The following is a 12,544-nucleotide window of genomic DNA, read 5'->3' as shown; positions in this document are numbered from 1 at the left end:
TTCGAATGATTGGGATGTGGCTAGAATGACAGCAGCACGACGATTATTAATTATCGGTGGTAGCGACGCGGGGATCTCTGCTGGGTTGCAAGCAAAGTCGCTAGACCCGGAACTAGAAGTGCATCTTTTGTTGGCGGATGAATTCCCTAACTTATCGATTTGTGGCCTGCCTTATGCCATTGGTGGCGAGGTGACGCAATGGCAGTCATTAGCACATCGCCAGTTGAGCGATCTCGAGGCAACTGGCATCATCTTTGAAATGTCGACGATTGCCGACAAAATTGATCCGATCAAGCAACAAGTTTTCGCCGCAACGACTCGTGGACGACGGCGTGTGTTCGATTACGACGAACTCATTGTTGCAACGGGCGCGCGGCCGCGGTTAGCCGAGTTAACCAATTTAGACTTATCACAATTGGCACAGCCTCATTCAAGAGTTCATGTCCTGCACACGATGGCGGATTATTTTGGATTAGCACATCAGCTTCAAAACCTGTCGCTGACGCGAGTTGCGATTGTTGGGGCCGGCTACATTGGTTTAGAAATGGCGGAGGCTTTAGCTCGTCGCAACTTACAAGTCACAATTTTTCAACGTGGGACCGAAGTACTCTCGACCGTCACAGCGGACTTCGGACAGCTAGTTCACCAACAACTTCTTGAACATCAAATTGAAGTGGTGACACACACGACAGTCCGCCGGGTTGACGAGCACATCGATGGCGTAAGACTCGAAACGGTTGACGAGAATGCCGTGTCCTCTGTATCTACGCAACGACGCGTCTTCGATCTGGTTCTGATCGTCGTCGGTGTTGAACCCAATTCTGAACTGCTAAAGAATGCTGGTGCGACAATTGGCCAAGCCGGCGCTGTTAAGGTGGATGAATACATGCAGACGACGCTACCCCACGTGTTCGCCGCCGGTGATCTGGTCGAAACGCGCCACCATTTATTAGGAATGACCTACTTGCCATTAGGAACGACTGCGCACAAGCAGGGACGGGTCGCGGGCACCAACGCGGCAGGATTTCAGCGCACATTTAAAGGCGTTGTTGGCACACAGGTCGTGAAAATTTTCAATTCAGTGATTGCGCGAACGGGACTTTTACCAGAACAAGCTCGCCATGCCGGCTTTGAACCATTGGTCATCACAACTGACGCCGATGATCACAAGGCTTATCTTCCTGGTGCCCAGCCAATCAAAATTCAAATCGTTGGTGACCGAGTCACTGGCCGGCTATTAGGCGCGACACTGTTCGGACGATATGGGAGTGAGGTTGCAAAACGAAATGATATTTTTGCAGTCGCTATTGCCCAGAATCTAACCGTTGCGGAGATCAGCGACTTGGATCTATCATATTCACCACCGGTGGGCTCACCGTGGGATGCCATTCAAATTGCCACCCAAAATTGGGAACGCGCGCAACGAATTCAATCATCACATCACGACTGAATGGTAGGTATCATAGATTAATCAAGACATTAAGAATCTTGGGGGAGATCATGAAATGAGATTATTTAAAACGGTGACAAATCAGGTTGTCATGAAAAATGCAGCTGAATTACAAAAGTGTGAGGTCAGATTTCAACAGCACACTGAGCTTGGAAAGTTAGCGTCAGTTTTGAGAGACGACTGTCGCGTACTGGCGGTGGTTTGCCAATGAAAGTAATTCGTCGAAAACAAGAAACGATCAAAACCATAGCAACAACTGAATCGACAGAAATGATCGAATCACAACAATTACCTCGTATTCCTGCCAATGCAAAGTTACCGACTAGTCGATTGGTCACCTTATTTTTCTGGATTTGTTTGGGCGCCTGGCTTTTAGCGGCGAATGCACTGACTGATCGGCTATTGTTCGGGCAGCAAATCGTTTGGTATACGGGCGTATTTTTTATTTTCTTTTATCTTGGGTACTCAGGTTTACTGGCAATCTTTCGAGCAATCGGCTATCATCCTAAACCAGAACCACTCGAGGTGGGAAGCTGGGGGCATTCAATTGCATTGCCGGTGTACACACCACTTCCTGCCGACTTTAGGGCGTTAGTTCGGCAGCGTTCCTTGCATGCAAGAAAAATCCAGTTGTCATTTCAGATGATCAAGTTTGTGCTATTACTGATATTGGCAATTCTTTTCGAGTTTAGCTTAGCCTTCAATCTATACGTGGCGATTTTCGTCGCAGTTCTTTTCTGTCTGGTTAATATGACGCTCACGTGGAGTTATGTTGATCTATTTAAGTTTAAGATTGTTGCCAAAGAATATAATCGGCCATTCTTTGAAATCTAGTCAACCATTTGACTCATGATACAAGGGGGAAATCATGAAACAGAGCATCTATCGTGGTATCGCGATGGTCGCAGGTGTATTAGTTTTGGTGGCCGTCGGTTTATTTTTTTATCACAATCAGCAGCAGGATCGTGTCAGTGCGGCCTTCGTACGTGAAAACCTTGTCCGAAATATCGATAAAAATTCGGTCAATAACAAGTATACGATGACATTTGTTAAGCCCACGACCGTGAAAGTTGATGATCAACGGGCGAACAATCTGACCTTCAACATCAATTTCGTCATCCCCAAAATAGGGCATCATTTTTTTGTCTTCAGAGATCAAGATTCTGATGATGGCTATAATTTTGAAATTGAGATCACACCCGCGACGCACCGGATCATACTTTCTTATTGGGAAGCGAATCTAGACGATCCCGGTCGTCCACAAGCTGAGGCGAGCTTTAAAAGTGAGTATCATTTTAGCCAGCTGAGCAATAAGATCAGACTAATCAGGACTAAATTTAACTTTCCAAAAGGGTTCAGTGTCGCCGAGGCACAACGCATCAAACAAACACAGAAAATGGATGAACGCGCGCTTAGGCAACTTCTGACCACGCAATTTAAACCGGTTTTCTTGGCTGCACTCGAAAACTATCTGAGTCGCCATTTACCTGGTTGGTCTAATCCAGCTTCACGCTCTGACAAGGCACACGCGAAATCTGTCAAACAACAGAATCACACCGTTAAATCTTAATTTCTGAAGAAAACTTTCAAGCCCTGGTATTCGGATGCAGTTTGGCGCACAGCCATCAGGCAACGGGCCAGTTTTCTAGGCATTAAAGTCGCTGAAATCACGATTGCACCACTGACTGAGAATGAAACAAGTAACTATCGTGCTGAACAAACCGCGCAAGTAGAAATTCAAGATGGCGTTGGTTCGATTCGCGACACGCAAGGCCAGTATGATTACCCAGAACGCTATTATCACATCAAGGATTAGTCCGGCGTCACATATTTAGTGTTGCTACCATTACGTTTATACAAGGAACAGGATTTGAAAGCAGACGACTACTTTAAGACCGTGCACACACTCACTTATCTACCGGCACCTTCCGTTTATCCAGCGTTTGATCAGATGGTTCTGTCGGATCGCACGCCGACAGCGGAGGAAATTAGCCAAAATATCACCATATGAAGACCAGTATAAAAAAAGCTTAATATCAACGATAAACATCGTGACATCAAGCTTTGTAAAACTATTTTAAGGAGAGTATATCCAAGTAACACCTAATTGTTTGAGTTGGGCGTCAGCTGGTGCCAGATTCCGCCAAGACATGTGACCACCAGGATACCGCCAAACTTTTGTCGTGAAGTCATTGCCGAGAATCTGGGTCATGAGCATATTAGTTTGTTGATACTCTCGAACGATTGCGGCGGCGTTAGCAACGCGATTAGGATAGAGCAGGTTGTAATTATGATCATAGCTATGAACGGCAATTCCGTGACCAGCCTGATACTCCTGCTGCAGCATATTCTGATTGGCAGCGTTGGTCAGCGTGTTGCCAACTACGAAGAAGGTGGCGTGGACTTGTTGTTCAGCTAGGGTTTGCAGAACTCGCGGCGTCATCGTTTGATTAACGCCATCATCGAACGTTAAGAAAACAGTCGGTTGGGTAATCGTTGTGGGTTGGCCAGTCATCGCCGTTTGCACCTCGGCGGCTGAATAAGCATAACTATCCGCACTGACAATATGATTGGTAGCCGCGCGATTTTCAGTAACGTTTGTTGGTGAATTGTCTTGGGTTTGCGCATCAACATCAGTGCTGGAACTGCTAGCAGCTGTTGCCTGACTGCTACTAGTTGCGCTGTTGCCTGAACTGGACTCACTACTAGTTGTTGCCGTTGTTTTTTTGGATTTTTGCGTACTAGTGGTCGAGCTCACATTAGCTGATCCTTGGACGGTTGGCTTTTTCGGTGACTGGCAACCGCTCAGAATCATTAAAGTGCTAAGACTGAGTATTAGTAGTAGTCTAGATTTCTTCAATTTTTTGGTTCCTCTCCCTCGATGTTACTTTCAGTTTAACTAATCTAGACAAGTTAGTAAAGCTCTATCTTTTAGTCAAAAGCGAGCTGCAAAAAAACGACCTCATTTTGTGAGGTCGTTTTCGTTTAAAAACTATTTTTCAACAGCTTGTAATTTTTGATTGTCATCTAATTGGGAGATACCCATAAGTCCCTTCTTTTGCAAACGATGCATGACTAACCAGAGTAAGCCTAAGGAAATTACGGCAACAAGGATCATGTAGAAGATACCATAACCAACAGTACCACTAGCAATCCCACTAGTAATTGCCTGACGGAAACCAAGGATTGAATGCGTCATTGGTAAGAATGGATGAATGACATTGTAGAAGTGGTTGGTAATTTCCATTGGGAAGGTACCACCAGAACCACCTAATTGCAACATCAAGAGTACCATGGCGATGAAACGACCTGGGTTATCCAGCCACATTGACAAGAACATGACGAGATACATCGAGGTCATCGCGAACAACCAAGCGATGAAGTAGAAGAGGGCCACATGTTCAACATGCAAACCGCCGACCATGATCAAGGTTGCTTCTACAACAGCCATCCCAGTGGCAACAATCGCACCAATAGTAATCTTACTGAAGAACCATTGTGTTGGTGTGCCATCGCGACGAGAAACTTTACGAATTGGATAAGCAAAGTTGAAGACCAAAGCACCGACATACAATGCTAATGACAAGACGTAAGGAGCTAAAGCATGACCATAATTGGTTACTTTACTGTAATAAGTGTGCTTTGTCTTAGTAGGAGCAGCAAACATATCAGCAGTCGCACTAGTTAATTTGATGCCGTTAACTTCTTTAGCACCACTAACTAATGATTTCGCTAACGTCTTAGAACCGCCCTTAAGCTTGCTAGCACCACCAGTTAATTCCTTGTTGTTATCAGTTAACTGCGTCGTCCCATCAAGTAATTGTTGGACACCACTAGTTAAGGCAGGTAATTGACTGTTCATGGTTGTCAAACCACCAGCAACTTGGCTAGCACCACTAGTTAACGCACTACCATTAGCAGCTAATTGCTGACCACCAGCATTTAATTGACTAACACCAGAAACTAATTGGGCTGTACCGTTGTTTAATGAAGCGTTGTTAGCAGTTAATTGGTTGGCACCTGATTGAAGTTGGCTAACGCCGGAAATTAATGCGGGAACACTACCATTTAATTGAACTAAACCAGCGTTAAGTGTTTTGGCACCAGTGGTTAACTTAGTGTTGTTAGCTGTTAATTCTTTACCACCAGCATTAAGTTGGTTTAAAGCAGCCGATAAAGTCTCCATCTGTTCAGCAGATTGTTGAGTAACACCTGTTGATAATTCATTAATTTTGCTTTCCAAAATATTAAGAGACTCAGTAATTGCTGCAGTAGTTGCTTTTGCTTGTGTAGAAGCAGCAGTTTGGTAAGTTTCATTCAAAGCCTTCAAAGCCTTCAAAGCTGTAGCAGCATCTGCACCAGCCTGGCTCTGAGCCAAACCGGCAGCAATAGTTTGGTTATATTCTGCAATTTTTGCAGCGACGGCTGCTTGTTGTGCTTGTTGTTCTTCTGTTAATGTTGGATTTGCCAAACCAGCTTTGATTTGATCTATTCCAGCGTTAACTTTGGCTAAGTTAGTGGTAATTGTTGTGGTACTTTGTGGTAATGAAGTTTTTAATGTATCAGATAATTGAGAAACACCGCCAACAATTTTAGTTGCACCAGTAACGTAATCACTGACACCATTATTTAAAGTTGTGCTACCCGCGGCTAATTGCGCAACACCATCTTTTAACGTACCGGTCTGACTACCCATTTGGTTCAAACCACTAGCCAATTGAGAAACGCCACCAGTATAAGTTCGGACACCACTTTGCAAAGTGCCGACAGAACCGTTCAAAGTACTGATCCCAGAAGCAACTTGGTTAGTCCCAGCAACATAAGTACCAACACCACTGCTCAACTGGTTGGCACCAGTGGTTAATTGTTGCACGCCACTGGATAATGGGCTAACCTTTAAGCTCATCGTTTGGATACCATCATGGACGGTTGAGACACCGACAGTATAAGTGTTGATCCCATCATCCAAGGTTACTAAACCATTGTTGATTTGGGTAGCACCTTTACCAGCGGTCTTCATGCCTTTACCAACAACCTTAACTTGTTCGAATAAGGCGCTAGCATAGGCGTTGGTTACATTAGCACGAATTTCTTTATCTAAGGTATCCACACCAATTCCGGAGATAACTTGACTTAAGTAGTTCAACGAATCGTTGGTCTTGTAAGTCAATTGCATCTTCTTAGGGTGTGAACTGAGAACAGTAGCCGCATTCTTCGAAAAATCCTTGGGAATAGTTACCACTGTGTAGTATTGGTTGTTTTTCAAACCGTCAGCAGCTTTCTTAGCACTGACGAATTTCCAACCTAATTGTTTATTCTTCTTTAATTTATCAACTGTTTGTTGGCCGACATTCATTGAAGTACCATTGTAGGTAACGGCCTTATCCTCGTTTACGACTGCGACGGGCAGATCTTGTGTATCACCATAAGGATCCCAAACTGATTTTAAGAAGAAAATCGAATATAGGAACGGGATAATCATAATAACTAGTACTGATAACAAAATTAATTTGTTTTTCTTAATAAAACCAAATTCATCCTTAATCATAAAACCTAAACACTTCCTCCACTTACTCTAAAACTTCTCCTAAATATAAATCGACCAATTGCTGGAACGATTGTTGCTGCTTAGCCTGAACCTTAGTCAGAAAGCCCATGATTTCCAGCACGGTGTAACCGAGCACGCTACTGATAAAGGCTTCTTCGTAAGCATCGTTGGTCATCTTCTTGAGCTTGATATGTTGGGTTACTCGCCGCAAAAGATTTAACACCCGACCTGTTTCCAAGACGAAAGGACTGTCTTCAGGATAACGGTGAACGTAATAAATCAATTGGACCAGTTGCCCTTGTGATTCAAAATAGGCATGAGCAATATCTGCGTAACCACGTAACGCTTCTTTGCCAGAAATACCGGTCAAATTCTCGGCCATTTTCAAATACAAGGTCTTCATAAAGTTAGTCCCAATATCTTCAATCACGGCATCAACATTCGCATAATAGTTATAGAGCGACTGTGAACGGACATCCAACGTCTTAGCCAAACTACCAAAAGTTAGTTGGGGAAAGCCTTGATTGCCGATGATTTCTTGAGCTGTGGCCATAATTTTCTCTTTACTTAGATCGTGCTGTTTACCCATATTGTTATCACCCACCTTCAAATCCCATGTGCCACTTTTTGACTACGTTGAGAAATTATATTACGACAACTATCATTAGTCAACCTACAACTTGTATTTTTTTACCTGCTAAACGTTCGCAAACGAAAATAATTCTTATCATGATCAGAACTTACAATGATTGCGGTCTAGACAGGTGCCGTGGTTATTATTATGACAGCGCTCTCTACTTGCTGGCAAAATTCTTGCTTGCGTGTTAATGGACAATAAAAATAGTTTATATTTTTTTAGAAATAAGCAACTGATGACGGTCAAGTTTGTTGATTTAAATTTAGTTTTAGACGGAATTAGCGGATTAAATCTAAAGTTAGTTTGGGGCAAAATAACAGACAACTCCGTTACGGCCGGCGGGTTGTGGAACGTAAATAGTGCCAAGTCTTCCTCAATTTGTGGAGGTGGTTGCTGGGCGATTTTTAGGGCGTGGAACGGCGTGGGCGTTGATTTAAGCTTTTTCTACGAAAAATCTTAAATACAAGCCTTATTCTAAACGGTAAACCGTTAAGAATAATTTCACTGCTTCTCGCAAAATCGCTCGTACGCAAAGAAAGCCCCTTACCTGACGCCAATCGCCCAGCAACCAACAGATAAAACTAACAGAACTGAGCACCAATGTAAGAAAACCAGATTGCAGTGACCAACAAAGCCTGTGTGACAATCTTTCGAGATGGAATTGAAAGATATCATACAGGCTATTTTTTTATCGTACTATTCAATTATTGCTGCTGAGTGAATTAAGTTGCTCAATCTTGCTGCAACTGCCTTAATCACTAACAGGGTAAAGGTCACTAACTCAACTCCAGACAGAATGGAGGGACCGGGTTGTCAGCCAATGGTTTTTATTTGCGCCCGAGCTTGCGAGTAGCAGCCAAATTTGTCTTACTGCTTTAGCAGTTAGACAAAGGGTTGTATTTGAGATTGTTGCGTAGCAATAAGCTCAAATCAATCCCGGCCGCGTTCCACAACCCGCAGCCCGGAATGCAGTCAGAACCAATTCAGTTTCAAAAACTTCACTAGGTTTTAGTGCTTTTGAACTTGGGTCTGTAATTGGCATCAATCAATGTCGGCCGACTCAACAGTACTGATTTAGTGCTGCTACAACTTGATCGACCTCAGCCAAAGTGTTTTCTGGACCAAAAGATAAGCGCAAGTAGCGCTCACTTTCGGCGGCGGTCAATCCTAAAGCAGTTAAAGTAGGATCAGGGCGGGGGTCCTTAATGCTACAGGCACTGACTGTTGATAAACAAATCCCTTGCTGACCAAGACGTGTGGCTACTTCTTGGCCAGTTAAGTGGGGTAGTAGTAAACCGCAGATTCCAGGATAATCACTGTCGCGGCCAATGCGACGGCAGCTAGTTGCCAGCCCTTGATACAATCGCTTTCTCAGCAGTTGTAGTTGTTGCAATGTCTGGGGCATGTTGGCCAGACTATCCGTTAGCGCTGTTAACATACTGATAATTCCGGGGGTGTCCAGTGTGCCGGGGAGGAATCCTTGCTGTTGGAAAACATTTTGAAATTCAGGTGTTGTCGGATAAGTTGGTGCTAAATAAAGAAAACCATTATTTTTAGGGCCATTAAATTTATGAGCACTAGCACTAAAACCAGCGACTTGGCTTAGGTTCAATGGTATTTTACCGATTCCCTGCACGGCGTCAACAAATAAAGGCAATTGTCGATTTGCCGCCACTGCTTGTAAGCTGGCAATTGGTTGCCGGACGCCCACAATTGGATTTACGGCCTGAATGACAATCAAACCAGTATTTTCGGTGATGGCAGCTGTCAGTATTGCTGGGGTCACTTGGCCCTGTTGATCAACGGGCAACTTTTTGATTTGGTAGTGTTCCTGTTGGGCTAATTTTGGCAAAATCTGATAAACCGAGGCGTGTTCTAAGGGACTTACTAGAATTTCTCGCTGCCGCATGCCTTGAGCCAATGCCGCAATGCCAAGCTGATTAGCTGCAGTACCACCGCTAGTGAAAATAATCCCCTCTGGATTTAGCTGAAATCTAGCTGCCAACTTGGTGCGTGCTTCTTGAATTAATTGACCAGCAGCATTGCCGGCCTGATGGAGACTTTCGCTATTAGCAAAAAAGTTTCTGGCTACTGCTTGATAAACTTGTAAAGCTGCCGAACTCATTTTAGTTGTGGCAGCATGATCGAAATAAATCATTGTACGCCTTCTTTCAAGACAACTTAACTACTATGATTCGAAATTAGGGTTAATTAGCTTAAGGACAACATTCGGTCAAGGGCCTTTTTAGCACCACTGGCGATTTCGGGATTGACGGTAATCACGTTTCCTGGTTGGCCACTGGCTAATTGGTCCAGCGCCCATGCTAAATGTGGCAAATCAATCCGATTCATAAGAATACAGGAACAGGAGAACGGGTTGAGAAACATCAGCTGTTTCTCGGGATACTGCTTAATCAGGCGACCAACCAGGTTGTTATCAGTGCCAATCGCAATTCGGGCGCCACGAGGAGCTTGTTGAACATAATCAATAATTGCAGCAGTTGAACCAACTTCATCAGCCGCCGCGACGACTTCGTGAGCACATTCGGGATGGACGATGACTTTGATTTCGGGATATTGCGCGCGCAAAGCCGCTATTTGTGCAACCTTGAATTGTTGATGGACTGAGCAGTAGCCGTCCCAAAGAATGACACGCAACGCGGCCGGGTTGGTGGCTTGCAAGCGATTAGCGCGGGCTTGCCAGAGGCCAATATTTGCTGGCGTTAAACCTAAAGCTAGCGCGGTGTTACGTCCTAAATGCTGATCTGGTAAAAATAGCAGCCGTTTTGCACGCTGTAACGCCCAACTAACAATTTTTTTAGCATTGCTGGAAGTGACGACCACACCCCCATGATCGCCAACAAACGATTTAATGGCAGCGGTCGAATTCACGTAAGTAATTGGTAAAATGTCATCATCAAATTGACTGGTTAGCAGTGACCACGCCTGAGTCAGCTGAAACGAGTTGGCCATATCTGCCATGGAACAGCCAGCATACAGCACTGCTGGTAAAACGATTGATCAGATGGCCAATGATGTTCTTGCTGGCAAAGTTGGTTCTGGTGAGACGCGTGCTAAATTGCTTGGAAAATTCAACACATCAGTTCAAGCTGTGGTCAATGCCAAACTTGGAGCAATCACGGTCGATTCGTTGAACAACACATTAGCCAATGAAGTGAAAAAAGGTGTGTTCGGAACTGGTGATACGCGAAAGACGCTGCTGGCTACTCACTACAATGCAGTGCAAGCAGTCATCAATAAAACAACAGCAAGGCACACATACTACACGGTGAAGGCTGGTGATTCTTGGTGGTTGATTGCTAATAAGTACAAGATTAATATGAACACACTCGCCAGACAAAACGGTAAAACAATCAAATCAGTTATCCACCCCGGCCAGAAATTGTTGATCAGATAAAATATTAAGCCTATCTCTTAATTGAGGTAGGCTTATTTTTGTGCAATAATTATCTCAAACGCAACATATGGTTTGATAGGTAGAAACGATATGAAGTCAAAAGATTTAACTGGCCAGCAGTTTGGACATTTAACGGTAATCGGTCGAGTTGCCAATCGTAATGGCAGGCCAATGTGGCTATGTCAATGCGATTGTGGCAAACAGAAAGAAATAGCTGGCAAGCACTTATTAAATGGACACACAATAAGTTGTGGCCACATCAAGAGAGATCGTAACAACAGTATTGCACCAGGATATGAAGCAAATAAAGTTGATGGTATTGCTGTTTTTCTGCTAGACGACAAGCGAAAAATCAGAACCGACAATACAACTGGAGTTACTGGCGTTAAAAGGGTTAGGTATCGCAATGGATCCATTCATTACGCTGCCGCAATTACGATAGCAGGAAAGCGATATCACATTGGGACATATGACACTATAGAGCAGGCAGCAAAAGCACGAAAAGAAGCGGCCGATAAATTGATACCTAAAAAATAACCGTCACTCGTAAAGGGATGGAGGTTATTTTATACTAGACCAATTTAAAATGGTAATCGGTAAAAAACAGCCAATCCTAAATGGAAAGGCTGTTTTATTTTGTCCAAAATTTGACCAAAATATTTTTGTTTTCTAGTGCTTTTTAGTGTTAAAAACAAAAAAAGAACCTTGACAAATGCTGATTTATCAAGGCTTCTCTTTCCTTAAAATGTTTCTTATTTAATATTTTAAGGAGAGTACAGGAATTGAACCTGCGCGCCCGGTTAAGGGTTCGACGGATTTCGAGTCCGTTGCATTACCACTCTGCCAACTCTCCAGAACACTGTATATTATAACAAAAGTGCTTCTGAATGCAAAGTGTTTTTTTATGGCAGTCCGAAAATCAGTGGCCGATAGAGTCGCTATGCCAACCTAAAACTGGTTCGTTTATGGTGATACACCGCTGTTCAAACAGATTTGAACCGCCAAGCTGGTTTGCGATTAAATGCCCAGGTGCCAAAACTTGACCAGAGTAGAATTGATGGCTCGTGAACAAGCTGGCCACTGCAGATAAATTTGAAGATGTCGCATGGGTGCTTCAAGACCCAATTATCAATTTCAGTCAGCATGTTGTTGATCAATCAATTGAGGAAAACTGCAGGTTTCAAGCAAAAGCAGGATTAAGCCCAAAGATAACTCGGAGACTGTCTGGACGAGCTTGCAAATGGTGTATAAATTTAGCTGGATTCTATGATTACTTTGATAAACCAGACGATATTTATCGGCGTCATGAAAATTGTAGATGTACAGTTGAGTATTATCCTGGTGATGGGCGAAAGGCGCAGAATTCGCACACTAAGAAATGGCGTGAAATCAAGAATAATGCTAAGATGGAATTAAGAAAGTCATTGAACAAAGAGTGCTCCTATCCTAGTATTTGGTACATAAATTTCTGAACAGTTGTGCCATAATTAA

10 protein-coding genes, 1 tRNA gene and 2 pseudogenes are annotated in these 12,544 nt (G+C 43.6%); 7 read left to right on the top strand and 6 right to left on the bottom strand.

Annotated elements, in window-relative coordinates:
* Positions 1-25 precede the first annotated feature (25 nt).
* The 3 genes from FC15_RS00500 to FC15_RS00490 all read left to right on the top strand — a co-directional run bounded on the left by FC15_RS00500 (position 26) and on the right by FC15_RS00490 (position 3,020).
* Positions 26-1,450, top strand: coding sequence for an FAD-dependent oxidoreductase (locus tag FC15_RS00500; RefSeq protein ID WP_057823106.1), 1,425 nt, complete (start codon positions 26-28; stop codon positions 1,448-1,450).
* A gap of 207 nt (positions 1,451-1,657) precedes the next feature.
* On the top strand, positions 1,658-2,284 hold the full coding sequence (locus FC15_RS00495; RefSeq protein ID WP_057822840.1) for a hypothetical protein: 627 nt from the start codon (positions 1,658-1,660) through the stop codon (positions 2,282-2,284).
* 34 nt (positions 2,285-2,318) lie between these two features.
* Positions 2,319-3,020, top strand: a complete 702-nt coding sequence (locus FC15_RS00490; RefSeq protein WP_057822839.1) for a hypothetical protein — start codon at positions 2,319-2,321, stop codon at positions 3,018-3,020.
* A 507-nt stretch (positions 3,021-3,527) separates the two neighbouring features.
* Here the strand turns inward: FC15_RS00490 and FC15_RS00485 are convergent.
* The 3 genes from FC15_RS00485 to FC15_RS00475 form a co-directional block, all read right to left on the bottom strand.
* Positions 3,528-4,208, bottom strand: coding sequence for a polysaccharide deacetylase family protein (locus FC15_RS00485; RefSeq protein ID WP_057822837.1), 681 nt, complete (start codon positions 4,206-4,208; stop codon positions 3,528-3,530).
* Between the two features lie 234 nt (positions 4,209-4,442).
* Positions 4,443-6,998 carry a YhgE/Pip domain-containing protein gene (locus tag FC15_RS00480; protein WP_057822835.1) on the bottom strand — a complete coding sequence of 852 codons (2,556 nt, stop codon included), beginning with the start codon at positions 6,996-6,998 and terminating at the stop codon, positions 4,443-4,445.
* 22 nt (positions 6,999-7,020) lie between these two features.
* Positions 7,021-7,587 carry a TetR/AcrR family transcriptional regulator gene (locus tag FC15_RS00475; protein ID WP_057822829.1) on the bottom strand — a complete coding sequence of 189 codons (567 nt, stop codon included), beginning with the start codon at positions 7,585-7,587 and terminating at the stop codon, positions 7,021-7,023.
* 238 nt (positions 7,588-7,825) lie between these two features.
* On the opposite strand from FC15_RS00475, the gene FC15_RS09075 reads away from it, so the two are divergent.
* A complete protein-coding gene (locus tag FC15_RS09075; RefSeq protein ID WP_146979092.1) occupies positions 7,826-8,095 on the top strand; it encodes a hypothetical protein in 270 nt (89 codons plus the stop codon).
* 600 nt (positions 8,096-8,695) lie between these two features.
* On the opposite strand, the gene FC15_RS00470 is transcribed toward FC15_RS09075, so the two are convergent.
* Positions 8,696-9,793 (bottom strand): cysteine desulfurase family protein, encoded by a 1,098-nt coding sequence (locus FC15_RS00470; protein WP_057822824.1) that lies wholly within the window; start codon positions 9,791-9,793, stop codon positions 8,696-8,698.
* A gap of 53 nt (positions 9,794-9,846) precedes the next feature.
* On the bottom strand, positions 9,847-10,617 hold the full coding sequence (locus tag FC15_RS00465; RefSeq protein ID WP_057822822.1) for a quinolinate synthase: 771 nt from the start codon (positions 10,615-10,617) through the stop codon (positions 9,847-9,849).
* Here FC15_RS00465 and FC15_RS09285 point away from each other — a divergent pair.
* The 3 genes and pseudogenes from FC15_RS09285 to FC15_RS00455 form a co-directional block, all read left to right on the top strand.
* Positions 10,616-10,885: pseudogene (locus FC15_RS09285) on the top strand (peptidoglycan amidohydrolase family protein); the annotation flags it as partial. The gene FC15_RS00465 and the pseudogene FC15_RS09285 overlap by 2 nt on opposite strands.
* Positions 10,886-10,909: 24 nt before the next feature.
* Positions 10,910-11,053, top strand: a pseudogene (locus FC15_RS09280) (LysM peptidoglycan-binding domain-containing protein); the annotation flags it as partial.
* A 90-nt stretch (positions 11,054-11,143) separates the two neighbouring features.
* A complete protein-coding gene (locus FC15_RS00455) occupies positions 11,144-11,590 on the top strand; it encodes an AP2 domain-containing protein (protein ID WP_057822817.1) in 447 nt (148 codons plus the stop codon).
* 230 nt (positions 11,591-11,820) lie between these two features.
* Here the strand turns inward: FC15_RS00455 and FC15_RS00450 are convergent.
* Positions 11,821-11,906: transfer RNA gene (locus tag FC15_RS00450), tRNA-Ser, on the bottom strand.
* Between the last annotated feature and the right edge of the window lie 638 nt (positions 11,907-12,544).

Source organism: Lapidilactobacillus concavus DSM 17758, assembly GCF_001435835.1.
Classification (GTDB): Bacteria; Bacillota; Bacilli; order Lactobacillales; family Lactobacillaceae; genus Lapidilactobacillus; species Lapidilactobacillus concavus.
This window is presented reverse-complemented; position numbering and strand designations above follow the sequence as displayed.